19 protein-coding genes and 1 tRNA gene are annotated in these 26,931 nt (G+C 42.9%); 4 read left to right on the top strand and 16 right to left on the bottom strand.

Annotated features, from left to right (window positions below):
- Positions 1–179 precede the first annotated feature (179 nt).
- Entirely contained in the window at positions 180–779 is a 600-nt protein-coding gene (locus L6E24_RS00650) for a reverse transcriptase N-terminal domain-containing protein (RefSeq protein ID WP_257742811.1), read from the top strand.
- Here the strand turns inward: L6E24_RS00650 and L6E24_RS00645 are convergent.
- Entirely contained in the window at positions 703–2,313 is a 1,611-nt protein-coding gene (locus tag L6E24_RS00645) for an IS1634 family transposase (protein ID WP_257742637.1), read from the bottom strand. The genes L6E24_RS00650 and L6E24_RS00645 overlap by 77 nt on opposite strands.
- Before the next feature lie 199 nt (positions 2,314–2,512).
- On the opposite strand from L6E24_RS00645, the gene L6E24_RS00640 reads away from it, so the two are divergent.
- Entirely contained in the window at positions 2,513–3,418 is a 906-nt protein-coding gene (locus L6E24_RS00640) for a reverse transcriptase domain-containing protein (protein ID WP_257742810.1), read from the top strand.
- A 431-nt stretch (positions 3,419–3,849) separates the two neighbouring features.
- Here the strand turns inward: L6E24_RS00640 and L6E24_RS00635 are convergent.
- A tRNA-Val gene (locus L6E24_RS00635) sits at positions 3,850–3,923 on the bottom strand.
- A gap of 283 nt (positions 3,924–4,206) precedes the next feature.
- Here L6E24_RS00635 and L6E24_RS00630 point away from each other — a divergent pair.
- On the top strand, positions 4,207–5,238 hold the full coding sequence (locus tag L6E24_RS00630; RefSeq protein ID WP_257742809.1) for a cache domain-containing protein: 1,032 nt from the start codon (positions 4,207–4,209) through the stop codon (positions 5,236–5,238).
- A 151-nt stretch (positions 5,239–5,389) separates the two neighbouring features.
- Here L6E24_RS00630 and L6E24_RS00625 read toward each other — a convergent pair whose 3' ends face one another.
- From L6E24_RS00625 to L6E24_RS00615, 3 genes are all read right to left on the bottom strand, one after another.
- Positions 5,390–7,372 (bottom strand): sensor histidine kinase, encoded by a 1,983-nt coding sequence (locus L6E24_RS00625; RefSeq protein ID WP_257742808.1) that lies wholly within the window; start codon positions 7,370–7,372, stop codon positions 5,390–5,392.
- A 193-nt stretch (positions 7,373–7,565) separates the two neighbouring features.
- On the bottom strand, positions 7,566–7,952 hold the full coding sequence (locus L6E24_RS00620) for a response regulator (RefSeq protein ID WP_257742807.1): 387 nt from the start codon (positions 7,950–7,952) through the stop codon (positions 7,566–7,568).
- A gap of 172 nt (positions 7,953–8,124) precedes the next feature.
- A complete protein-coding gene (locus L6E24_RS00615) occupies positions 8,125–9,405 on the bottom strand; it encodes an agmatine deiminase family protein (protein ID WP_257742806.1) in 1,281 nt (426 codons plus the stop codon).
- Between the two features lie 242 nt (positions 9,406–9,647).
- Here L6E24_RS00615 and L6E24_RS00610 point away from each other — a divergent pair, with 242 nt between their 5' ends.
- Positions 9,648–11,735: a cation:proton antiporter gene (locus L6E24_RS00610; RefSeq protein WP_257742805.1), complete on the top strand. Its 2,088-nt coding sequence runs from the start codon at positions 9,648–9,650 to the stop codon at positions 11,733–11,735.
- Between the two features lie 410 nt (positions 11,736–12,145).
- On the opposite strand, the gene L6E24_RS00605 is transcribed toward L6E24_RS00610, so the two are convergent.
- From L6E24_RS00605 to L6E24_RS00555, 11 genes are all read right to left on the bottom strand, one after another.
- Positions 12,146–13,774 (bottom strand): PEGA domain-containing protein, encoded by a 1,629-nt coding sequence (locus L6E24_RS00605; RefSeq protein ID WP_257742804.1) that lies wholly within the window; start codon positions 13,772–13,774, stop codon positions 12,146–12,148.
- 35 nt (positions 13,775–13,809) lie between these two features.
- Positions 13,810–15,240, bottom strand: a complete 1,431-nt coding sequence (locus L6E24_RS00600; RefSeq protein ID WP_257742803.1) for a hypothetical protein — start codon at positions 15,238–15,240, stop codon at positions 13,810–13,812.
- Between the two features lie 27 nt (positions 15,241–15,267).
- Complete coding sequence (locus tag L6E24_RS00595) at positions 15,268–16,833, bottom strand: hypothetical protein (protein WP_257742802.1); 1,566 nt, start codon at positions 16,831–16,833, stop codon at positions 15,268–15,270.
- Positions 16,830–20,081, bottom strand: coding sequence for a tubulin-like doman-containing protein (locus tag L6E24_RS00590; protein ID WP_257742801.1), 3,252 nt, complete (start codon positions 20,079–20,081; stop codon positions 16,830–16,832). The genes L6E24_RS00595 and L6E24_RS00590 overlap by 4 nt, the downstream gene beginning before the upstream one ends.
- 3 nt (positions 20,082–20,084) lie before the next feature.
- Positions 20,085–20,780, bottom strand: coding sequence for a hypothetical protein (locus tag L6E24_RS00585; protein WP_257742800.1), 696 nt, complete (start codon positions 20,778–20,780; stop codon positions 20,085–20,087).
- A 339-nt stretch (positions 20,781–21,119) separates the two neighbouring features.
- Positions 21,120–21,779: a V-type ATP synthase subunit D gene (locus tag L6E24_RS00580; protein WP_257742799.1), complete on the bottom strand. Its 660-nt coding sequence runs from the start codon at positions 21,777–21,779 to the stop codon at positions 21,120–21,122.
- 4 nt (positions 21,780–21,783) lie between these two features.
- Entirely contained in the window at positions 21,784–23,172 is a 1,389-nt protein-coding gene (locus L6E24_RS00575; RefSeq protein WP_257742798.1) for a V-type ATP synthase subunit B, read from the bottom strand.
- Entirely contained in the window at positions 23,172–24,938 is a 1,767-nt protein-coding gene (locus L6E24_RS00570) for a V-type ATP synthase subunit A (RefSeq protein ID WP_257742797.1), read from the bottom strand. The genes L6E24_RS00575 and L6E24_RS00570 overlap by 1 nt, the downstream gene beginning before the upstream one ends.
- Entirely contained in the window at positions 24,931–25,203 is a 273-nt protein-coding gene (locus tag L6E24_RS00565; protein ID WP_257742796.1) for a V-type ATP synthase subunit F, read from the bottom strand. The genes L6E24_RS00570 and L6E24_RS00565 overlap by 8 nt, the downstream gene beginning before the upstream one ends.
- The gene (locus tag L6E24_RS00560) at positions 25,200–26,357 is read right to left on the bottom strand and encodes a V-type ATPase subunit (RefSeq protein ID WP_257742795.1); all 1,158 of its coding nucleotides are present in this window, start codon (positions 26,355–26,357) and stop codon (positions 25,200–25,202) included. Before L6E24_RS00560 ends, L6E24_RS00565 begins: the two co-directional genes overlap by 4 nt.
- On the bottom strand, positions 26,344–26,928 hold the full coding sequence (locus L6E24_RS00555; RefSeq protein ID WP_257742794.1) for a V-type ATP synthase subunit E: 585 nt from the start codon (positions 26,926–26,928) through the stop codon (positions 26,344–26,346). The genes L6E24_RS00560 and L6E24_RS00555 overlap by 14 nt, the downstream gene beginning before the upstream one ends.
- Positions 26,929–26,931 lie beyond the last annotated feature (3 nt).

Here is a 26,931-nt window from a genome sequence, read left to right as displayed (position 1 = left end):
CCCATGAGTTCCTCCTTTGGAGGTAGGATATTCGTGAGAATATTCAATGGCTCAGGGGGCAGAGGAGGTAACAAAACGCAAAAGTCTGTCCATAATGGATAGGATAGGGACATATGTTCTAACCTGAAAAGGTGCTAACTTGTTACTGGTGCTTTACGGCAATAAGAGGAGGTATACCCATGAATGTACGATATTCAACGACACTAATTAGTGAGAAACGTACAGACCAGGATTACTCTAATCAATGGAGATCCATTGACTGGAAAGAAATTAAACATCAGGTTAATAGGCTACAGACCCGAATTGCAAAGGCAACACGTGAAAATAAATGGAATCTCGTCAAACGACTCCAGTATTTGCTGACTCATTCTCACTATGCAAAACTACTTGCAATAAAAATGGTCACGCAGAACAGGGGTGCTCGTACAGCGGGTATTGACGGTGAACGCTGGATGCGTCATTCTGATAAAATGAAGGCAGCATTAAGTCTAACCAGTAAAAAATACCACGCTAAACCACTAAAACGTATCTACATCCCAAAACCTGGTAAAGAAACAAAACGCCCTCTTTCCATTCCAACTATGTACGATAGAGCCATGCAGGCTCTTTATACACTTGCACTCCAGCCAGTTGCTGAAACTCGTGCTGATAAACGTTCATTTGGATTTAGATTATTTCGTTGCACCCTAGATTCCCGCCCATTCATAACGATGTGGGTGGTGTCACCCCCAGGTCCCGGTACAGCTGCTCCTGTTTATCGAGTATCTCACCCACTCTGAGAGATTTTCCTGGTTGTTCAAAACACTCGATGACATCCAGTTTGTCCAACATACCAGGCAATGTGTAATTCCTGAAAAGGTTATGATCCTGCATCTGCTTTTTGAGATAAGATAAGTAGATCAGTGCCACAAACTGCACAAACAGTTTCCCATCAAGGCTCTGTTCTGAAGAAACGAGTGTACGGCGCATATTCAGGCGTTCTTTGAGATTTCCAAAGGCCTTTTCAACCACATCTTTGTTGCGGTAGAGTTCAAGAGCAGTTACTGCATCCATCTTTTCATTGGTAATCAGAGCAAAAAACCCAAAATATCGCTTGGCTTTGATGACATTTTCATCAATAATCTGTGCCTTTGTTCCTCTCTTAGGTGTTGTTTTGGTAATGAAGTACTGCTTGTAAAGTTTAGCGTGTCCTGGAACACGCTCTCCTGACTCCAGTTCCTTTTTTAGTGCGATTAGCTTTCGGTCGAAGTTTTTCTCATCTTCGGCTGCCTGGTCAATATTGTAGAAATAGTGGATGTAAAGACGGCGTGATTCCTGAAGAGTATCTCCTTTGTAAGGACGCTCTTGTGTATAATTCCAGGTGGTCCGGACAGTCTGGTAATACAGTTCGTAATTCTCACTGTAACGTTCAAAGCTCCTAAAAGTGTCATAGACTGCATCAAGTTCTCCATAGACAAATTTCAGAGACATTCTGACACCTGCAAGGAACTTCACGTGATTCTTAAACAGGTTGTTGATATTGACCTCACTGTAAAAGCCCCGGTCAAGAACCAGTTTAACTCTTGAGTGATCAAGAATATCCAGCTCTTCAAGCAGGCGTGTAATGGTCTTTGAATCCGGGATATTACCTGCGAGTTTTCTGTAATAGAAAGGGAGATTGGACTCCTGTCCAAAGACCAGAGCAAGATTCAGCTGTGCCAGTTTGTCGTGCTCCTTGTTGCGACCATACTGTACCTGCCTGAGGGTTTCTGAATAGCTGGACAGAGATGTTGTATCATAAGCCCAGAATTCATTATCCATCCTTCTCTTTCCCTGAAGTCTGAAGAACTGTAGTTTATTTGCCTCGGTAATGCTGGAAAACAGTTCACTACTGCGTTGTGAGGTGATGTCTTTGCCATAAGGATGCTTATGTAGGAGTCCCCACTTCTCAAAACGGTATAGCGGAGTGCTGTCTTCAAGGATTAAATAGTACACAACGGATAAGATTTGCTCATATGTGTCGGGGAAACACTGTTTCAGATCCTGAATGAGACCTAATTTCTCACCAATAGCATCCAGTAGATATGTGGCTCCGTAGAATGAACGATGTGCTTCCTCAACCCTCTTTGTATTACGTTTCACAGGCGGATTACCTTCTTTTTTCTTCCTGTTGCGTCCATCAGTGGGGACTATTTTACCTGTCTCTTTGTCTACACGCCCAATAAGGGTACGTTTGGCACGTGACTGTTTCTTTTCCTTGTCCCAGTATGATACAGAGCGGTAAGCATAGGTTATCCCGGATCTTTTGTCTGTTTGGTGAACTATTGCGACCATGTAAACCCCTAATCGTTATGTGTATTATTTAACACATAACGATTATAAAACTATCGGTTTGATCTTGGGGAGTATTTTGGAATATTAAGAAAAATGTGGAGTTAGATTTCAGAGTGGGTTATGTGTTTCCGGGAATGCAGGTTGCACCCAAGATGCAGCACAATATGCATTCTTCTGTCTTCACCATCCAAAATCCGCCATGTGGATTCTGGAAGGAGATATTCAGGGGTGTTTTGATAATATCTCACATGAATGGCTGAAAATAAACGTACCTATGGAGAAATCGGTCTTAAATCAGTTTCTTAGGGCTGGATTTGTATTTGAGCGAAAGCTTTACTCAACAGATAAAGGTACACCGCAGGGAGGGATAATTTCGCCGATATTGGCTAATATAGCCTTAGATGGCATAGAAAAAATGCTTGATGATAATTTTCCAAATATGAAGGTTCACTTCATACGTTATGCAGATGATTTCCTTGTTACTGCCCCTACAAGGGACATTGCGGAAGAAATCTGTGGGCAAATTCAGATATTCATCGCTAAAAGAGGATTAAAACTTTCCAAATCAAAAACACTAATCACTCATATTGATGAAGGGTTTGATTTTTTGGGCTGGAATTTTCGGAAATATAACGGAAAACTTCTCATAAAACCCTCTCGAAATTCAATTAAGAAAATTATTGAAAAGATGAAAGAAATTATCCATAGGGGCGCTGCCTGGACGCAAGAAGATCTGATTATAAAGTTAAATCCTCTCATTACAGGATGGGCTAATTATCACCGTCACATTGTTGCGAAAAGGACATATCAAAAATTGGATTTTATCCTTTGGAACATGTTGTGGAGATGGGCAAAACGCAGACATCATAATAAGGGCAAAAGATGGATTGCACAACGATACTGGCATAAGGAAGGAGCTAGAAACTGGGTCTTCAAGTCAGAATCCGTCAATCTTAATTCATTTGCGGAAACCAAAATTAGGAGACACTCAATGGTAAAACTTGAAGCAAGTCCCTATCTGGATCAGGAATATTTCCACAACAGAACTGAAAAGATACGAAAACAAACACCTTGGATTCAAACAAAACTATCATATTTCACATGAAGCCGCCCTGAATTTGGGTTGTAAAGGGCTTGAGCGAAGTGCGGTGAAAATCGCACGCTTCGTTCTTAGAAGGGGACGCAGAAGTAATTCTGTGTCCCTATTCGACTATATTTGGATCTATCTATATAGTTAAGTACTTTTAAACATTGGAACATCAGATTTAGGATGTCTTAAAACTACTATGAAATATGCCGTTATGTACGGACACATAAGGGCGGATTAAAAGAAGGCCATGTATAGAAAAGCGCCGCGAAAATACGAAATCGGGCAGGGTTAAGAAGAGCCTAAATATAACTATATCGCCGGAGAATTATAAGTTCATTAAAGAAAACGGACTTAACACATCACGATTTAGTGATAATGCCTCAAATGAGCTTAAAAATAATACTAAAAATGAATTGGTCTTTATTTTAGAAAACAAAGAATATTTATGGGCCCGTTGAGATTCGAACTCAAGATCTTCGCCGTGTAAAGGCGACGTCATAACCAGCTAGACCACGAGCCCCGTAGTCATAAGACTTGCTCTATAAAGTATGCACTTGTTCTAATTAAATCATTTGATTTGTCTCTGCAATGACAGTTAAAAACTAAAAGTAAGAAGCAGAATAATCCTCAGAAAAGATAACTGCCGTATAGCAGATAAAAACTTAAAAAACGACATCATAAGTCGTGAATGTGTATAATATCGTCTTAAATATGATTAAAAACGCAAATTATGAGAATAACATTTATTTCCTCCAGATTGAGATCAAACAGATTATTACGTATGAAATATTAATCTGAAATATATGACTGGTAAATCAGCTATAAACTTCAAAGGTATTATCATTACAGCGCTGATAGTAACAGCGCTGATTTTTTCGGCAGGATGCACTGGAGAAGCACCGCCGGAACCGGAAAACCAGGTAATTCCCACTATAACAGAGGACATAACTCCGGCAGAATCAGTTTCACCAGAAGAAGAAAAAACTCCGGAAACAACAATAATAGGCGAAGAAGAATTTGTGGATTTCGTTGACAGGGCTGCCCAATTCGCCAATGAAAACGGAGAAGAGGTTGCATTTTCGGAATACAACAAAAAAGATGGAATATTCTCAAAAGGTGATCTTTATATCTATGCATATAACTTTGAAGGAATTCTTCTTGCGCACCCCTACCAGCCGGAGAAGATCGGCACTGACAGACTGGACTGGACCACTGCAAACGGACTTGAATTTGTTAGAGCTGCGATGGACACAGCCAAAAATGGCGAAGGATATATCATGTATATGTATCCTGCACCGGAGTCAGGAAGCATCAACGAGTCTGAATCATCCACATACATCCCGAAGATCGGTTATGTAAAAAAGGTGAATGATAATCTCTGGATCGGTTCAGGAATATATCTCAGGGATTACACCGACAGTAAAACCGGTGCTATGCCGGAAGAAATCATCAAAATGACAGACCTTGTTGAGGGAACAGTGGAATTTGCAGAAGAAAACGGTGATGAAGAGGCATTAAAGGAGATTGACCTAATCAATGGTCAGTTCACACAGGGAAACCTCTACGACTACGCCTATGACTACAACTGCACAATGCTCGCTCATCCGTACATGCCGGAAAAAATAGGCACAAACCTTAAGGAGTTCACAGGGCCGTATGGTGTAAAAGTAATCAGAGTATTAGCTGAAACTGCAAAAAACGGCGGAGGATATGTAGTCTTTGGATGGGAAAATCCGGAAAACAACAATAAACCGGAACTGAAACTCGGATATGTAAAACCTGTCAATGACAAATGGTGGGTCGGATCAGGCGTTTATCTCTCTGATCTCTACTGAACAGACTATAGCACCAAATACAAATTAACCAACAAAATTTTTTTCAGAATATCAGAATATAAATCCACAACCAAAACCATTGTTTGGTTATTGAAATCCGGGTGAGTAATTATATGAAGAAATCATTTGAACATCATTAGCAGACTCTTCCTCACTCAAAATACTCTCTTTCTGAATCCAGAGTAAAATCAGAGACCATATTTCCGCATACTCTCTCATCCACTGCTCCCGAATATCTGTAATTCCCAAACGGAATTTCCATTACAAAAAGGGCACCTGCCCCTTCATAGCCACACTCAGATATCCGGATGTCTGTAATATCAAGGATCTCTCTTATAAGGAAAAGACCATAGCCTGTATTACTCCCATATCCCCTTAAAAAGATCGTTTCCTTAATGTCGTCTGCAATCCCCGGCCCGTTATCACTGTAAACAAGCCTTCCACAGGAAGAACTTTCAGAAAATTCAAGATTGATTTCAGTTTTTCCACCCCCATAACGGATGCTGTTGTCAATGAGATTATAGAGAACTTTCTCAAGCATTGCATCGGCATAGATTTCAACACCTCTGATTTCAGTTTTTATACTGACATCTGAAAATACAGGCATTTCAGACAGGTGCAATACTATATTCCCAACATCCTGCCATGCAGGCTTTTCCATTCCGATATTACGGTAATCCCCTGAAAACTCAACCTGTCCATTGATCATCCCGGCAACCTTTAAACACTCCTTCAGGCCAAAGGAGATGAGATCATTATCACATTTCTCATCACCCATTAGTTCAAGATATCCCTTAAGAATACATAGTTGATTAGTTACATCATGCCCGGTAATACCAGATAAAAGATGCAGTTTGCGGTTTGCAGCCTCAAGCGAACGGTGATAATTTCTAAGTCTAGTTTCATCAATAATAACCCCGGAAATCTTGATTGCACCATTATTTTTATCATAATCAGTAATATCGCCAAGAATTCTTACACCAAGCACTTCCCCCGATTTTGAGAAAATCCGGCACCGGTGATCAATTCCACTGACCATCAAATCATTAAATTCTGAATATAGAGATCTGACCTCTTCAGCATCATCCTTATGGAACACTGAAGAGAAAAAAATATTAAAGTTATCTTCCGAAACGGACTCCCATCCGGTAATATCATTCCACTCTCCATAAAACAAAATTTTTCTCTCAGGAATATCATAATTCCAAAAAGAAATATTCCCCCCTTTTATTGCCAGATTAATGTGATCCTGCCTTTCCTTTAAGGCTATCTCAGACTTAAACCTGTTTTCCTCCACAAAAACCGCAGTACATAATATCTTAATAAGTTCCTTCTCATCATCCGTAAGACTAAAATCTACTGAATTTATTGCAAATAATGAACCTATGAGATTTCGACCCATAAAAACCGGTGAGATTATTAAGAAAAAACCTGATTTCAGTGATATTTTAAGAACAGTTTTCTGGGGACATTTCTCAGACAAAAAATAGCTTTCCGGAAATGCCACCAATATTTCATCTAATAAATCCTTCCCCTCAGGATTATATTCAGAAATTATCTCCGAAATACCGCCCTTACATTTAATGTAACCTGACATAAATGAACCGGTCACAAGTGCAACATTTCTTACAATAACAGAGATATTCCTATAATAATCAGGTGTAAAACCGGTAAACATCCGGTTAATTTCCTTCAACTTTGAGATTTTAGAGTATTTAGACGGCCTCAGATATTCCGGGGCCTTCATGCAGGTGATTATTCCTGCAAGATAGGCGGGATTTCCGATTTTAGATCTGAGAATTACCTTTCCACGGATTAGTATCCATTTCCATGAAGAATCATTACCTCTAACCCTGAAAAGGTGCTTGATATAGGTTTTCTCTCCATTAAAATGCATATTAAAAAATGCCTTAAGCCCTTCAAGATCAACCGGATTAACAATCTGGATTATATCCTTCATATTAAATGTATCTCTTCCGGATTTAAAGCCAAGCATTTCAGCGGAGACATCGTTCAGAAAAATTTTGCCATTTACACGATTCCATTCCCATACACCGTCCCGGCTCTCAGAGAATAGATCAGCCATAACTTCTCTGTATTTGTCTATATCAGATTCATTCGAATAAATTTTCATTCGTCACCCGGAATTTTCCAAAATAAAATTAATCAGATTAAATACATAATTAAGATAAACAAATTTTCGGAAGAGTTAAAAAATATTTGATTTTTATGGAACTACTTAAGTTTGTTCGGACTGTATGATGAACAGGTATCAGACAGACTGGTTAGATTTACTCCTTTCTTAAATTCAGTAGAATTTCTCTGGTTCAGTGACAGACCATGCCGGAATTCCGGCTGATAATCTTAAGGTTAATCTCCTCAAACTGTTTTCCTGCCCGGTCTGATTTCCGGACATAATAATCCGCCTTCCCTGTAAAGGGCCGGGGGTTCATTTCATTGGCATCCCATGTTGAAAATATGATAAACGGAGTATCGGAATCCCTTTTTCTGAACTCTTTTAAAAATTCAGAACCGTTCATATCAGGCATCTGGTATCCGGAGATTACAGCATCGAACTTATTCTCTTTAAGAATTTCAAGTGCTTCGATAGCCGATTTAGCGGTTTTGACATCATACTGTCCCATCTTCCTAAGAAATATCTGTCCAACCTGTAAAATTCCGGGTTCATTATCTACCATCATTATCTTCATCATAGCAACACCACCTACATTTAGCAACAACGTAAACAGATTAATGCTTACAATAGTAAAATGTTCTCGAAATTACTTTAACCTTTCGAAATAGTACAACAGATCTCCATTACTCGGATGAAGATCATACCCAGATATTAGAAAAATGGATAACAAATATGTAAAAAAAGAAAATTTATTCAGTTTTAGCCTTTGGCTCCTGTTGGGTTGAACAGTGGATGCCCCCGCCGCCGAAGTTGATTGGAATAGTATTCACCATTACAACTTTTCTGTCCGGAAACAGACTCTTTAAGGTCTCTTCAGCTATCCTGTCCTTCTCTTTTAAAGAATCAGGCATACCTATATTTTCCATGTAATACTTCTGTCCGAGCACAAGGTTGTTGGTAATAAGGAAATTACAGTAACTCTGTGCCGGGACTATATTAACCGGATCTCCGACAGGGAATGTTGTTCCGTCATATGACCTATAGAAGGTTGAAAGGCCGAAATATGCTTCATCTGTTGGATTTGCAGTGAAGTAGATCATGTCAGGAATCGGCATTCTTACAATTTTAAACGGGTTGCCGTCCTGATCGACAGAATTCTTAAGAATCTCATAATTGTCCTCCATTCTTCTCCGGTTCTCAGCTGCAATCGGATCTTTTGCCGCCTCCTCCACACTTACTTCTGCAAGAAGAATGGTATCCGGCGATACAAACCGGCAGTATTCATCCATATGATTATTTGCAGATGCACTCCTGTATGCTATTCCAACTCCACCAGGTCCCGGAAGGGAACCGCTGTCGTAGGGGTCATCCTCGACTGAGCCTTTCTTCAGCCAGATAATATTTGATACACCAAAAAGCCTTTTAAATTCACTTTCAATCTCTTCCCTTGCAACATTAGGATTTCTCTGGAATTCGCAGGCCTCAGTTACAAGCATTGTGCCTTTTCCATTGAACTCACGGTCTCCACCCTCGCTTGTAATCCTTGTCATAACACTTTCAACACCCAGGTATTTTGCGGCATCTCTGTCAATTCTCTCCATCATGAGGGACTGTGTGTCGGAAACCGGGAAATAACCCCAGCAGTTGAAGTTAAAATCATTTATTCTCTTCTCACCCTTATCATTTACAACGAAGATCGGCCCAAAATCCCGCCAGTAGAGCATAGTAAATTTCTGTTCATAAAATGAGATATTGTTCATCGGGACATTGTTCCCGTTTAGGACCTCTTCTACATGCTTCTTTTGGTCGTCATTCGGGACACATATAATTGTATGGACATTCTCCTGAAGTTCATTTACAATTTCAAGAAATACATCATCGGTGTAATAGCCGCTTATATATTCTTTCGTGAGCCATCCAATCCATACAGCGTCCTGGTCTTCAAATTCACCTGGAAAACGCCAGTTATCTATATTTTCCATCTGTATATTCTCCTCTGTACCGTTTGCAGATGCCGGTATCATTGTCATAAGTATGATTAAAATCACTGGAACTGCAGTCGGGCCATATCTTTTTATTATGCTGATCATAGCTACCGAAATGTTCTTTTATAATTCACATTATTAATAAATATTCATTGGATAATTCCATTATTTGTTTTTTTGAATGTGCAGTAAATATTTCCGGGAGTTATTCATATACAGAGAGATTCAGATATTATTATCTCCCGGAAACAGAATAATTAGGCTAAGAATAATTTTTGGAGACATATATGATCGGGACTGAAATAGAAGGCATCATAGCCCTGATACTTTTCCTGCTAATTATTGCAGTTGTATCAGGAATTCTATTCAGGAGAATTAAAATCCCTTATACTATCGGACTGTTTCTCATTGGACTTGGAATTTCGACTATATCGTCCGGTATTTCTGAAATTGAGCAGATCTTTGATTTTGTTCTCTCTCCGGAAGTTATACTCTTTCTTTTCCTGCCGCCTCTGGTCTTTGAGGCAGCTTACCATATCAACAAACGGCTTATGGCACGAAAGATTGTGCCAATACTGGTTCTTGCAATTCCTGGACTGATATTTTCAACATTAATTGTCGGATATATCATTGGTTTTATGACACCAGTTCCTATTGTATATGCCATGCTCTTTGGTGCACTTATCTCTGCAACTGATCCGGTATCAGTAATTGGGCTATTTAGGAATATGGGTGCACCGGCAGGACTTACAACAATCCTTGAGGGAGAGAGCCTGTTTAATGACGCTTCGGCAATTGTCACATTTAATATTGTTCTGGGCATTATAGCTGCCGGGACATTCAATATATCAACAATAATCTATGGAGCAGAAGGCATTATATGGAGTTTTTCCGGTGGAATTATAACCGGAATTATATCCGGTTTTCTTATTGGCGGTCTTATTGCCCTCTCGGAAAAAAGTGCTGTTGTATCTTCAGTAATTTCAGTGGTTACCGCCTATGCCTCTTACTTAATTGCAGAGTCTGTATTTCATGCTTCAGGCATAATTGCGGTTGTGACAGCCGGACTTATAGTCGGCAGGTTTACATCAGTATGGCTCAAGTCAGAAGACTCAAAAGAGATTTCTGAATTTCAGTATTTTTCTGCCTATCTTGTAAACAGTTTAATCTTTCTTTTGATGGGTATTACAACTGCAAACCTTCTTGTTAATTCCCAGATTGACCGTGAGCTATTAATACTTATTCCGGCAGGGATTATTGCTGTTTTTATCTCAAGGGCAGCGGTCATCTATATCTTTTCCGGAATTATGAATCTCTTTAAAGGTGAGGATTATATACCACTGAAATATCAGCATGCACTATTCTGGGGCGGCCTTCGTGGTGCGGTTGCAATTGCACTTGCACTTTCGATAAGTGAGGATATGCCGTTTAAGGATGAGATTGTTATTATGGCTGTGGGTGTTGTTCTCTTTACGATAATTGTTGACGGGATTACCACAAAACCACTTGCAAAAAAGCTTGGGCTTGACAGGCCAAGTAATCTTGCTGTATATGAATATTTCTCAACTGTTATTCATGCCAAAAAAGAGGGCCTTACGGCACTTGACAGCCTTTTGAAAAACAGAAGGATCGACCGTGGCATTGCAGATAAAATAAGAGCCGATTATGAAGATGAGATAAAAGAGGCGATGGCAGAACTTAAAGATCTCTTCTCTGAAGTAAGGTCTGAAGAGAATAAATTAAAAAAACTCCTATGGATCCGGCTGATTATGGTTGAAAGGAGTATTTATGAGGAAATTTATGGTTATGGTTATATTTCCGAAGTTGTTCTGGATGAGCTTAGATATTATATAAATATGAAACTGGATGAGGTCTCTGCCGGAACTGTGCCCCCGCATGAGCTTATTCAGTCAGATTCTATAGAGTACAGTATTTTTATAACTCCGGCGTGGTGGATTTCTGCCCTGTTTAACAGGTTTAAATTTGCAAAAAATCTCAGAAAGTTTGCACTGACAACTGAGTACCAAAAGCAGATTGCAATGATCTCATCAGCAAGGCAGATGGAGTTTTCAGTTGATATGATCACTGCTGAATTCGGATTTCCGGATGAGATTATCCTGGAGGCAAAAGATGAATTCAGAAAAATTTCCGGGAGGGCTGAGAAGATAATTGAGGATATGGCAATGAGGTATCCTGAACTTTCAGAGGATATCGAGGATTATTACCTGCGCCTCAGCCTACTCATTCAGGATGAGGATTATTATGAGGAGATGAAGAACAAGGGCCTTATCTTCCCGAATGTATATGAAGATCTCTTAAAGAGGGTTGATAAGGAGAGAAAAAATCTTGAAGATCATATCTTTAAGATTGTCTGAACTTTGGTGGTTTAGCCGGATTTTTCCGGGATTTTTAATTGTCTCATATGAGATGAAACAGAGCATAATTAATTTATCTTAAATTCCGGATGTAACAACCAGTTCACCAGCAATAATAGTTATATCTGAAAATCAGACAATAATTTCCTAAGATTAATAAATATCAGTTAAAGACAATCAACAGAAAAAAAATTCCAGAATGAATGTCAGTAACAGACCAAGTGTGAAGGTAATTACTATTATCAGAATCATCCACAATAACAGTTCACCTACACCTCCGGGTATCTGTCTGAGATCATATTCCGGCATATAACATTATTCTTAAAATTCCATAGCTGAACAATTTCCCTGAAATGCTCACTTTCCGCCTGTATTAATATTTATTGTGTATATTATCCTCATATAGTCTCTCATTTTTCATCAGTATCAATAATAGCAACAGCCTCATCCGGTTCATGATTATTGGCTTCTTTAGTATCCCCAAAGATTCCGGCACTCCTGCTCACACTAAAATCCTGTACAGCTTCAACAGTAAAACTCCCCTCAGCCTTCCTCTCAGCAGTTCCGGACCTCTCCTTTGCAACCTGCAGCAGCACTGAAACTGTATGAACGCCGGGGCGTTTTCCGGCAATGCTTACAGCATACCTGCCGGGGTCAGTAAAATGATCCACAGGAGTGTCATCAACATATACAGTGCAGACAAAACCACGGTAAGGGCCGCCTTTCACATCTGTAATTATCTCCGCACGGGCAGACATATCATCCTCTTTAAATGATCCCGGAAGATGCAGGGTTATCTCCGGCTTAACCCTTCTCCTTATAAAATCCTTAGATACAAACCACCCGACAAGCAGAATGATAAGAACCGGCAGACCATACAGCACATTATTGTTAAGATTCGGACTGATGTCAAGCGGATTTTTAACTCCATCACCATCGACATCATAAGCACTTAAAATTGCAGCCTCTGCATAACCAATAGCACTACCGGAGTCTCCGGAGTTATAACTATACCTCGCTTTTTCAAGAAGTTTTTCTGCATTATCCGGCCTGTAGGCAAGGTTTAAAGAGACAGCTATCTCAGCCTCCTCTATCGCCTGAGGCACCATAGAAACAAGAGAATATGAAAAAGATGCCCCAAGAGCTCCGACATCCACCTCCTCCTCAACACTCTCATACCCAAACTTCTCAATAAGAATTGTATGCACCCCCTGATTTACAGAAATGTCAGCCGGAGTAATGCCTGACAAAACCCCGTCAATAAAAATATCTGCGCCCTCAGGTGATGTGACAACCGAAATACTGACCTTAGAGAGCGTAAGCTCTGCTTTCACCTCAGAAATCTTTCCGGCTGAGACATCAACCCTGCCGGTCCAGTCGTCATAACCCGTCTTCCGGACTATAACATCATAAGTTCCGGGTTCAGCGTCATCAAGCTCAAGCCTTGTATTTCCCTTAAATTCACCGTCAAGATATATCCCTGCATTAGTCGGTTCAGACTCAAAAGTAATCCTTCCGGTAGTCGGGATCGGCTCAAAATTATGAATAAGGGACTGTGACATATCCTCATTAATCCAGACAGTCTCAGAATAATCTGAGTAATTGTCAAGCGTCAGGAGAACAGTATGTGCACCGGCAGGGACATTATTTATAACCACATTTGACCTGCCGGAATACTCACCATCAATAAAAACCGCTGCACCCTCAGGTTTTGTCAGAACCGAGAAGGCATCACCGACAACCGGCTCCATATTATGACTGATATAGGAGATCTCACCCTCCCTCACCTCAAATATATCCTCCCATGTCCGGTACCCGGTCATCTCAAGCCGGACATAGTGAATGCCCGGAAAGACATCCTCAATCACTGCATTGGTCTGCCGGCCGATATCCTCATCATTCAGATAAATATCTGCACCCTGCGGATAGGAGGTGACAGAGATTGTCCCTTTTGTAGCCTGGGCAGAGGCAGGAAGAGCCAGCACTGAAAATAACAGCAGCAGTAACAGAATTATCCCCAGTGCAGGATTAATTTTCATAAGATATAACCCGTCTGTCCGCACAGACAAAAATGCTAAACCTTTTTGTCCGTCCCAAAGACTTCGTCAGAAAAAAGCCGGTATATTCCGGAATCAGCAATAAACACCTCAGCAGAATTATCTGACATTAAAACCGGAGTGCCCTTATAATCCCAGGTAAGCCCGGACTCATTATATCTCATCAGGCGGTATGACTTGTCAGGATTATACTCCGCAGTATTATTGACAACTACATTCTGTGGCCCGGAGACCATAATATCATAAGCACTGCCAAATCCCAAAAGACCCTCCGGCACATTGCCCGGTGGTGTGCTCAGACGGGTAATTATTGCCGTCCTCTCCTCCGGAGTAATAGTTGCAGAAGGGGTAATTGTCACAATTACCGGTGGTTTTGCACCGGAAAAACCTGGATTAATCACAAAAAAAAAGAGCAGACCTCCCAGAAGTATTACAAGTATTCCGATAACTGCCAGCAGGCGAATCCGGCCTTTCTTCTTCTCCATATGCTTTTCGTACTCAAGATTAAGACTCTCCCTGTCGAGATCATTGATCTTCCACTTACCATACTCCGATTCCGCAGGTGCTTTAAACTCCCCTTTTGCCTGCGGTTCATAAGCAGAGGATGAAAAGTCCGCCGGAGAGCCGTTAACACCAATATTTTCATCTGCCAGAAATCTATCAAAAATTCCGGATTTATCCTTCGGAAATTTGCTGCTGCCCTTAAATTCCGAAATAATCCTCCCCACCAGTTCACTACGTGAAGTTATCCCTGACAGTTTTCTCCTGACAACCGGACTCTGGACAAAAGTGCCCATACTCCTGTACAGCCTGCCAGTCTCAGAACTCTCAGTCCTTTCTTTTTTAAGGTCAATATCAACCCTTCCGGAATACTTCTCTGCTACATTCAGATCAGCCCCTCTAAAGGTCATCTTCGATACCACCATAGTAAAACCTGCCGGCAGATATGAATGAAGCTTCTCTGCAACGGCAACAACAAAGTCAACAGACTTTGAGAGGTTATCTGAGACACATACAGTGTCCTTCCCAAGAACAAGCCGCCCAACTGTATAATCAGCAGCATCCGGACCCAAAAGTCCGGTTATCACTGTACTGTGCCGATTATCAAAGAAATCATTGTCAGATGCAAGATCCCGGACCACATAATCAATCTGCGACAGCTTATCCTGCACACGGGTATAAAATCCGTGAATATAGGAGAGGTTAATTCCGGGCAGAAGGCCGCCTCTAAGTCCGGTCTTTTCGAGATATATGAAAGTATCCGGCCTTCTGCCCTTCTTCTGTACATTTACAGCCGTTCCAAGCAGCAGTTCCCCGTTTTTTGTGCTGATATACAGAGATGCCGTGCTCTCGTCAAGCCTCTCGGCAAGATGTACCGCATATTCGTCATGCAGGGTTCCTGCAACAGTAATGCCGTCTGTTGTGAATATCCCATATGAATCATACATATTTACAGATCACCATGAAACCAGAGGCTAAGAGCCAAATTTGAATATCTCAGAAAATCTCCACGGTGTAATTGCCATTGGTGCTATCTCCTCCTCTTCCCCATCTTCAGTAGGAAACGGCTCTGCCGTTGCATCCACAGAAACGGCGATAAAATACATAGAGATGTCATTCATCATATTCACAAGATTTTTAAAGACCTTATTTGCACTGAGAATTTCAAAGATATTCTCTTCAATGGCCTGTGCCTCCCTTGATCTGTCAGGAATATCTGACAGTTTTCCGGCACTCATAGAATGGATGAGGTTCTTAATCTCCTTATTCTTCCAGAATACAAGATCAGTCTTAGTAACCGCAAGTGCATACTTCTTGTCCGGCCTGAGAAACCCGAAGTAATTTCTGCCCTCAAGATCAATTAAAGTCTTCATATATCCACCAAACTCCCTTGCAAGCTGAGCATGGCCCTTTCTGTCATCAGTAATTTTTTCGCCGTCTATCAGAAAGATAACCTTTCCCGCCTTTAAAAAATTGCCATACATTGTGGCAATAATGACACTCTTTGTAAACTCCGGGTCTAAAAGCTCCTCAGAATGATGCAGTTTAATATTCCTGACAAAATCAATAGTCCCGGCATTCTTCCGGATGTCAGCCCTTGCAATCCTGAGCCTGTCACTCAGGAGTGCAACCGCCTTTTTGAAATTTATCTCATTGAGTTCATCATAATACTCACCGGCATAATCAACAACAGTCCACTTAATAGGAATTATGCCATATTTTTTACCTGTAAGCTGGTACATCACCATCTGGTAACGGTATGTCCTTGAGAGTATCTTTCCGTCAAGAACATTTGCATACAGGCTGGAGATCATCAGTTCATCCCCCTCATCGTTTGGATCACCAGTAAGGACAACACCTTCATTGGAATGCCCCCTGTCGAAATTTTCGGATATATAATCCCACAGTCCAAGGACAAAATATGTCTTGCCCGATGACCTTGGCCCGAATATAAATATCTCAGATGCCCTGACACCGATTGTTATCTTAATCGCAAGCCAGTATAAAATCAGGGAGAGAACAATTCCAATACCATAAAAGAAGATGTTCTGCGCAGCATATGCAGAGTCCACAGCCGTGTCAGAAGGCATTGCAGTGGCATACATCTCATATGCTAAAAAACCGACAATAATTGCAAAGAATACTGTAAATAAAACCCGTGCAAATTTTGCAAGATTGTCATAATGATTTGTCATAACCGCCCTGATGACAAATACAGCACCGCAGATAATTCCGGCTGAAAAAGCAAGCATCAGAAGGTATACATCAGCCCACGGGGTCAGTTGAACATAAAATGCCGGAATGCCTGCAAAAATTCCGGCATAGATGACCCCGTTTATTCTGGAATCCTCATTGAAGAGCATTCCAACGGCGACTGCGAAAAAAAGCCCGCATAAAAACTCAACAAAGACTGTCAGCTCAGAAGGGGTTGGATGCAGCTTGAATACCGGAGCAATGGTCATAAAGATATATGCAACAATAATGCTGATTGGCAGACCTAAAAGAAGATAGATTTTTCTTCTCTTACTGTTTATTATCATTCACCGGCTGCCTCTTTGATGTCCTTGACGGAATATAAATCCATTATCCTCTTTTTTGCCTCATCAATCTCTGTCTTGCCGCCGGACTCAAGATCTGCGATCTCTGCTGCATCTGTTAACAGCAGGGTCTTTTCACGGGAGATATACTTACCCTGATGGAGATAAAGGGCATGGTGAAGGATGTTATTCCTGTTCTTATCGTACTTCTCCCAGTACCCTCCACCGGTTGTAAGCGGCGAGATATTTTCAAGAAAACCTGCGGCTGCGAAGAATGTGAGTGAGATCTCCCAAGGCTTTGTATAATTGTGGGAATTTACCTTTGCACTGTCAAAACCTTTAAGATCAAGTGATTTAACAAGGTAACGCCTGAAATCACTCCCTTTATTTTCGGTAAGCTGTGACAGCCATCGTGACGGAGATGACACCACAAGAGCAGACTTGTCAAAGCTCCATCTCTCAGTGCCGGCACTTCCGTATCCAATAGATATATTATTGATACCAAGTTTATGTGCGTCAACAAGCTCTTTGTACTTCCACTGAACAATGTTGTACAGTTTCTCTATCTCAGATTTACCCTCTTCATCATAGTCCAGAACAGAGAGATCTGAGTCATCATTTAAGAGCGAGAGAATATTCGGGTTTATCTCACCAAACCACGTCCTGTACATTCCTTCAATCGTTTTATTCCCACTCCTTCTCTTCTCATCTATTGCCCGGAGTCCGGACTCATATGACTCAGTCTCAGCATTGTACTTTTTTCTCGCCTCAAAGGTTGAACTGACAAGATCGTCAGTCTTTTGAAGGAATTCAACCTCCTGCTGCATAACTTTCTGCGACTGGATCAACACATCAATCTCAGTATTAAGATTTCCCCTCTTTGAGGAGTAGCCTTCACGCATGTTTATAATGTCAGTCAGACTCTCCCTGACACCAGTTATTATTGATGCAGTGTCCCTTCCGGAAAAAGAGTTGATAAGCATGGCCTTCTCATCCGATTCAAGATTGAACTGTGAGACGAGCGGGCCTATTGTTGCCTCTCTTAACGAACCAAGCCTGGAATCAAACTCCCGTGTCAGGAATTTATCCTGAACAAATACCTCAAACGGATCACGTATGGATATCTTTCCGGGATGCATCTGTGATATTTTTCTGATTCTCTCCTCTTTTGTCTGTTTCTCGCTCCGGAATATCTCCGGGTTGAGCTTTCTGCCCAAAATTCCGTCTGCGAAACCCTGCTTCTTAGCAACCCTGAGCATGTAGTCGTTGTAGAAGTAAAGGGATACTGACTCCGCGAGGTCTTTCAGGTACGAGAAATCTGCTGAGGTTGCTCCCTCAAGATTCTCGATATCACCCTGGAGATCCCCAAGCGGCAGTGATGAGAGCCATACGTCACGTTTTATCGGCTTTGCCTTCTTTTTTCCGGACTGGTTAAGCTTCTCCTTCAAGACAAAGAGCAGTGCAGAGAACTTATCCAGAAACGCCCTCTCAAGATCTTCGACCGAGTCCGATCCTGCTGCACCATGTCCAAGTGCAATATAGTCCTCAACTGGTTTTGCAAGTGCACTGACCTCAGACTTTATCTGGTCAAGTACACTGCTCTCCTCTTTTTTAATCTCCTCAAGCTCAATACGTCTCTTTCTTACCTTTGCATCGGCCTCGCTGATCTCAGCCTTAAGTCCGGACTGTCGCGATGAGAGATCACCTGAAATTTTTCCAAAGTTCTCCTCACCCCTGACAATATTTAACAGGGCCATTCTTGCCGATTTTTCATTTACAGAGAGTATCTTCTTCTCAAGGTGTGACATCTCCTCTAAAAACAGCAGATTCTTCTTTATGACTTCATAAAGCTCCTGATCTTTGGCATTTTCATGCGGTTTGCTCTCATTTTCAAGAGATTTTTTAAGCCTTGATACATATTCGGTCAGTTTGTCAAAGTCCTTTAATGAAGAGACATCTTTTAACTCTTCAGGCATATTATTGGTAACCGCAGATTCGATTATGGACTGGGTCTTAAAGTTTAACAGGTCAGTTATATCATTCTCCCAGCTCTTCTTTATCCTCTCAATCTCTTTTTTATAGAGGTTTACATCATCGTGGGTAATTTCTGTGTCAGTCTTTGAAAATTCACCCGGGTAGAGGTTTTCACCAGTGGTGATGAAATCCGAGACCTCTTTTAATATTTTTGACCTGTTCTGTGAAATGCCGCCAAGGTTTTCTATTACGTCCTCAAAGCCTTTCTTTAGTGACCGGAGGTTTTCAACCGGATATTCAATCACATGTGAATCTGCAAATATGAAACCCGAATAATCTTTTTTTGCGTCCACGATTGCGGATATATCTGCTGTCGGGAGATAAAAGGAGTTTATGAAGAGGTATGGGAATGCAGAGTCAAATTCGACAACCTCCTGCTTTCTGTCTCCTCCGTCAACATATCCTGTGGGGCTTAGTGATGAGACGATTATGTAGTTAAAGAGTTTGTCCTCTTTCATATTGAGATATTCAATCTCAGACAGTGCAATTGCGGCGTTTAACTGCTCTTTTTCGCCTTCGCTTGCTGCCGGAAGGATGACAAAGAGCCAGATCTTGGACTCCTGCCCGCGTTTCTCTTTGATGTAGCGGGCGAGATCTATAAACATGCCTGAGCCTGTTCCCCCCCCAAGGCCGACAATTATTGCAACAGGCCCGTGTCCCTGAAATGAGGGGAACTGCTCTCCGCCCTGTGTTATGGCCTTGTAAAATACCGCTTTTGATATGGCACGCCTTCTGTGCACCCCACCGCCGAAGTCATCAACAATATTTTTGTCAATTTTTTTGAGCATCTGGTAGTCAAACCCGTATTCAGGATCATTCATCCACCAGACATCAACAAGAGGCTTTTCACGCCGTCTCTTCATCTGCTCTGCAATATCCCTTGATGTCAGGGATGAAACTCTCTCGACATTGGCAAGGTCAGGCAGGTGATAATGGAAACTCTTTACGCTCCCGCCCATCTGATTGTTTGTCCTCTGGATATCCCCAAGCCTTGACATGACAGCTTCAGATCGCTTTATATCATCCTTTCTCTGGTTTGAGTCTGTATCTATTGTATATAATGAGAGGCGCTTACCGTCAGTCAGATAGTGCTTTAAAAACCATTCGTGGTCATAAAGGTTTGATATAAGCTTTTTCCCGCACCCACCGATTGCAACAACAGTCAGTTCGTCCGGCATCTGGAAAGGTTTTCCCTCAATTATTTCATCATGAGCCATTAATCAGTTCTCCTTGTATTCTTTCTGAAAGTCCTGCATATTCTTCGCTCTGATCTGTCCGAATATTATTCCGGCTCCCAGACCGATTATGAGCATTAAAACCCCAATCAAAACTGCGGTTGTAAACGGCAGGGTTGCCTCTTTTGGAGATTTTGCATATTTTAAGAGACCTTTTGCCTCATCTCTCAGACCTCTTGAGTAGAGATCATCTATGATTTCACGCATCTCCGGATCTGTTACTGCATTGAGCTGTGCCATGAACTGCTCGTCATCAGGTATTGTAATGGAAAATGTCTTTGTTGTGCCTGTTCCTATAATATCGCGGTTTTCATCAAGCGCCTGTATGTGGTAGTAGATATAACCTGTCGTCTGCGTAATTCTTCTTGTTACAACAACGCCGTCCACAATCTCTACAGATGTCAGAACCGGAACTCTGCCATATACAGTTACAGTAATCTTATCCGGAAATCCGCTTTCGGCTGTAAGCTCTACATTGTGATCATTTAAGGATTCTTCTCCGCCTGAGATGTTAAATTCGCCCTCTGCAAACTGCCAGAGGTCTTTTTCAGGGACAGGGATCAGGTCAGTATCCATCTCAATGATCTCTGCCTGCTTTGGAATGCCGCTCACTTCAATTGTATATTGTATAAGTCCTCCTTCATTCTGTGATTCAGCGAGGTTTCCATCCCCTAACTCCACAATTACAGCTGATGCCGGGAGACATAAGAGCAGTAATGAAACAATTAGTGCAAGTGAAATAAATATTGACGATCTGTACCTTATATGCATGATGAGAAGATTTATTTTATAACAATTAAATATTTCTCAATGACAGTGGTTTAGCAGGAGATTATTCAGGTTGTAATTACTGTCCGGAATGATAAAAAAAACAGAAAAGATCTCTCCGGTTGCCGCCCCATCTGAAGAAAACATCATATCAAATGTAAATAAGAATTAAGACCAAAAATCCGGAAAAAAACGTCAGAAAACCGGCAGCCTGCATCAGCACATATAATTTTTCAGGATTTATCTTCATCTTCACCCCCGTCCCCACTTTCCGCCTCCGGCAAGCACAGACTTTGCCCTTTTCCTTCTGAATAAGTCCTCCCTCTCAAGCTCCTCAAGATAGCTTTCAATATATTCGGAGGTTGCATTCAGTGAGGGTATAAGCACATTCTCAAGAGCATTAACCCTGCGCCGTGTCTTTTTGATCTCGCTTTCAAGGGAGTGCATGACACCTTCCGCCTCCGCAAGTCGTATAAGGGCAATGGTCAGCTTCTCAAACTCAGTTCCGGCACAATCCACATATGCAGTGGTTCCTGAGAGTGTATAGCCCGGAATCAGGGACTCCCTCAGCTTATCCGGAATCACAATATCCGGCACCCTTCTGCCCATAATATTCCGGGTCTGCATCTCTATATCTGCCATCCCGTCAGTTGTTTTTGCAACTGCTGACAGATTGCGCCACCCTATACTCATGCCTGCACGGGTTAAGGCCGGATATGCAGTATGCACATGGTCATCAACTGACCTGGCAAGTGCAGCATGCTCTTTTTTCATACGCATCATCTCGCCGGTCATGGCATCAAGTTTATCCTGCAAAAGCTCCCTGCCCCGCTCTGAAAGGACAATCCTCTTCCTTATCTTCTGAAGCTCAATCCTTGTCGGCCTGACACCCCTTATGACCCGTGCCTTCATTCCTTCATGCTCCGTTCTTCCGGTAATATTTCTCTATGTATTTTTCATCTATACGCTTGAGTTCCTCTTTTGGAAATACTGACAGCAGGCTCCATGAGAGATCAAGCGTCTCTTCTATGCTTCTCCCCTCATTATGCCTCTGCCTGACAAATTCATCTTCAAAACGATCTGCAAATGAGAGATAAAGCCTGTCCACAGGTGTCAGGCTCTCATCCCCTATAACTGCAACAAGGTTCTGAAGCCTCCGACCCCTGGCATATGACGCGTACAACTGATTGTTTAACGCAGAATGATCCCCGCGTGTCTTGCCCTCTCCGATACCACCTTTCATCAGGCGTGACAGACAGGGCAGGACATCTATCGGGGGATAAATCCCTTTCCTGTGCAGCTCACGGGAGAGTACAATCTGCCCTTCAGTGATATAGCCGGTAAGATCAGGTACAGGATGGGTTATATCGTCATCCGGCATGGTAAGGATTGGTAGCTGGGTAATTGAGCCATTTTTCCCCTTGATTCTTCCGGCACGCTCATATATGGAGGCGAGATCAGTGTACATATAACCCGGATAACCCCGGCGGGCCGGAACCTCCTCCCTTGCAGCCGAGACCTCACGAAGTGCCTCACAATAGCTTGTGATATCCTGAAGAATCACCAGAACATGCATCCCCTCATGGAAGGCAAGATACTCAGCCGCAGTCAGTGCAAGCCTTGGCGTAATTATTCTCTCAATTGCCGGATCATCTGCATGGTTGACGAAAAGAACGGAATGTTCAAGAGCACCTGTCCGTCTGAACTCCTGCTCAAAGTAATGTGCCTCCTCATAGGTAATGCCCATGGCACCAAAGACCAGTGCGAAATCCTCCTCTTCACCAAGCACACGGGCCTGCCTTGCGATCTGTGCAGCAAGCTGCGAATGAGGCATTCCTGAACCTGAAAAAATCGGAAGCTTCTGCCCCCTCACAAGTGTATCCATACCATCCATTGCAGATATTCCGGTTTCGATAAAATCTTCGGGGTACTCCCGGGCAAAGGGATTAATAGAATAGCCGGAGATATCCATGACCATATCGGGAATTACATCTCCACCCCCGTCTATCGGCTCACCCTGGCCGCTCAGCACCCGTCCGAGCATCTCACGCGAGACACCGATCTTCATAGGCGAACCTGTAAACCTGACTGAAGTTATATCTGTATCAAGATCACTTGTGCCTCCAAAGACCTGCACAATTGCAAGGCCCCTCCTTGTCTCAAGGACCTCCCCTTTCTGTATTGTGCCATCCGGAAACCTGACCTCAACAAGCTCACCATAATCTGCATCATCAATACCCTCCACTGCAATCAGTGGCCCTTCAACCCTTACTACCGAAGAGAACTCCCTTCCATGCTTCACCATTATACACCATCCCCGTTGAGATCTTCAATCCCTGTCTTCAGAGAATGTATAATTTCATTGCAGACAGAAAGTATCTCATCATCAGGCCTGCTTCCAAGACGGGTGAAACTCTGCAAAGCCGGAAGTGCTGCGATCTCAGATGTCAGAACACCTCTCTTTACAGCATCTCCGGCAAGTCTGTAAAAGCCTGTAATAGTCTTCATCATGGCATTCTGCTTAAATGGTGCGCAGTAGCGATCATCTTTATCTGTTGCATACTGCACAAGGAAAGAGTCCCTGATTATCCCTGCCGTCAGCAGTATAAGTCGATCACCCTCCGGGAGCACATCAGGTCCTACAAGCTGAACAATCTCCTCAAGTTCGCTCTCCTTTTGCAGCAGGCTCATCATCTCCTGCCTCATTTCAGCCCAGCCCCCTCCTGCCTTCTCCTCCCACCAGGAAGATACCAGATCAGTATAAAGAGAGTACGAGAGAAGCCAGTTTACAGCCGGAAAATGCCGTTCATGGGCAAGCTCTGCATCCAAAGCCCAGAAAACCCTGACAATCCTAAGAGTATTCTGGGTTACAGGCTCTGAAAAATCTCCCCCCGGAGGCGAGACCGCCCCTATGACCGAAATTGAGCCTGTACTCTCACTGCTTCCAAGAACCCTTGCCCTTCCGGCACGTTCATAGAAATCCGCAAGACGTGAAGCAAGATATGCCGGATAGCCCTGTTCTCCAGGCATCTCCTCAAGTCTTCCTGAGATCTCTCTCATTGCCTCTGCCCAGCGTGAGGTTGAATCTGCCATTAATGCGACATTATAACCCATGTCACGGTAATATTCCGCAATAGTGATTCCGGTATAGACACTCGCCTCCCTTGCAGCGACAGGCATATTGCTGGTGTTTGCAATCAGGACAGTTCTCCTCATAAGCGGTTCATGAGTCTTTGGATCTTCAAGCCTCGGAAATTCACGCAGCACATCGGCCATTTCATTGCCACGCTCCCCGCAGCCGACATAGACGATGACATCAGCATCCGACCATTTGGCAAGCTGGTGCTGCACTACAGTTTTACCGGCTCCAAATGGGCCGGGAACAGCTGATGTGCCGCCTTTTGCAATCGGAAAGAGTGTATCTATAACCCTCTGGCCTGTAATGAGCGGCTCAACCGGGTCAAGCTTCTTCCCGATTGGCCTTGCCTTTCTGACCGGCCAGTGCCTGACCATAGTTACAACCTTCTCACCGTCTTTTGTCCTGATTACAGCTACAGGCTCTTCTATTGTATATCGTCCGGGGGGTGCTGCCCGGATAACTTCGCCCTCTGTTCCTGCGGGGACTAAGATCCTGTGCAGGATATTTCCTTCGGGGACAGTTCCAAGAATATCTCCCTCTGATACCCTGCTTCCGGCAGTGATTTCCGGAGAATAATCCCAGAGGCATTTGTGATCAAGGGGGGAAATATAAGTGCCCTTTATTATGAAATCGCCAACAGAATTACGCATACTCTCAAGCGGTCTCTGTATGCCGTCATATATCATACCCAACAGTCCGGGGCCAAGCTCTGCCGAGAGCGGCATACCAGTCCCTTCCACAGGCTGGCCGGGAAAGAGACCTTTTGTATCTTCATATACCTGTACTGTGGCAACATCCCTCTCAAGTGCAATTACTTCTCCGACAAGCCCCTTATCCCCGACATGGACGAGTTCGTACATCTGTGCACCCCGCATATTTTCCGCCTCGATAACAGGGCCTGCAATTCGTATTATTATTCCTCTCTTATTCATCTTCACTTCTCCCTTCCCCACCATATGAAGGAATTATAACAATAAGGGGATATGGATTTCTAATCTGCATAAAGCGGTTTACCTCCTCCACAATCTTATCTGCATAATATCTCTCGATCAGAATAATCCCTGTATCTTCCCGGTACGCGAACTCTTTCAGGGCTTTTTCAGCCTCTCTTTCATCTCTGCATGATCTCAGAACGGACACTCCGGCAAGGGCGAATCCGGCTGTGATTTTACGGCCGCCAATTACAGCAAGCTTCATAAAGCTCCCTCCCAGGCCATCATATTCATAATCTCCTCTGCCGGCATTCCTGCACTGACTCCGTTGTATGCAATAATCAGATTGTTATGCTCTATTCTTCGTGCAAAGGCAAAACGTATCAGAGGGCCGCTTCCGAGATGATATTTTACTGCAAGGCTTGCTCCGGTCTCAAGAAGCAGATTATCCATCTCCTTTTCAGGATCCCCGCTTCCTGATGCCTTCTCAAGGGCAGTCTGGTATAATGTCCCCCGGCAGGCATCAGTCACCGCTTCTGCTGTTGTGCATGATGCAAGATCCCTCAACCGTTCGCCGTGAAATTCAATCCCGCCGTCTATCAGCTGTTTTAGTTTATCCTCCCTGTCAAGTCCGAGAGAGACCGCACGGGAGATGTTTTTTAAGTTTCTGATATCAACTGCATGCCCTGCAAATAGTCCTATTGGTTCAGCAAGGCTGACATCAACCTGACCGGATGCGTTAATAAAGGAATGGTACAGGTGGCGATCGATCAGTTCTTCCAGTGAAACTGCTGAAATTTCCCCAATCTCCTGATCCGGAGAAATTAGGTCAAGCTCCTTTAATATTGCCTTTATCTCTCCGCTGCTCTCAGCATGAGCCAGTTTTCGGATAAGAACTGTATTCAGGCGGCCGACAGAAACTGCCTGAAGATCAGTTCCTCCTCTGGCTGCCCTGAGTATGTACTTCACCTCTTCTGCCTCGGAAAATTTCAGATATGCAATAAAAAAGGGCCTGACAGAGCCGGGAACAGAATCAAGGAGCTTTTCCATTGACCGGTAATATTCCTCCCGCAGAAAACGCTCGCTCTCATCTTCTGTGTACATCCTGTGCAGGGGAATCTCATATCCAAACTGCCGCAGGTGCTCCATCATCTCATCGGGGAAATGGGATTCGGCAAGTATCCTAAGCTTCTCTTTCTCAACAAGCGGATTTCCGATAGACCTTACCCTTGCCACAGGATGGGCAAAACCTGCAATATTCAGTATCAGCCTTATATAACCCGATGATATTGCAGCACCGATGATAATGGCTATGAATATCACGAATACAAAGAGAATTACTGCATATTCGCCACTCTCTCCGGAAAATGAGCCGGAAATGAGATCAGAGAGTACTTCTCCGGGTTCAAACTCTGTCATAGAGCATCACTGCTGTATCATGTGTCAGTCTCTTCTTCAGCCGCTTCAGTCGTTCAGGGAAGGTCTGATCAATCCGGATATTAAGCCTGGCTGAACGTAAAACCACACCTGCGTCCCGGATCTCCACATCATCCATATTAAGCCCGTTAAATGCCGGAATAAGACCTTTCACCAGCTCTCTGTCCTCTCTTCGTGTCAGCACAAAAAGTTCATCTTCACCTATAGCTGCCTTTCCCTCCTCAATGAGACGGGCAAGGATGGCAGGATAGTTTCCGGATGAAGAGATCTCAGAGAGGATTCTCTCTGCTTCTGAGAAACAGTTTGAAATTCCTTTCTCCTTTATCTGCCTTACAAGTTCATTTGCCTCAAGGTTTGCCAGTGATATGAGCCTCCTCTCCTCCTCCCGGATCTCTCTTAAGCCCTCTTTCATGACAGCAGCATACTCTGCTTCTGCCTCCCTTCGTGCCTCATTAATGATCTCTCTATTCTTCTCTTCAGCCTCTTTTTTTACTGCTGCAACTCTCTCTTCCGCTTCACGCCTGATCTCCTGCATAATTGCTTCAGCACTCATCTC

The organism is Methanoplanus endosymbiosus, from assembly GCF_024662215.1.
GTDB lineage: Archaea > Halobacteriota > Methanomicrobia > Methanomicrobiales > Methanomicrobiaceae > Methanoplanus > Methanoplanus endosymbiosus.
The sequence above is the reverse complement of the archived record's forward strand: the minus strand, read 5'-3'. Positions and strand labels throughout refer to the sequence as shown.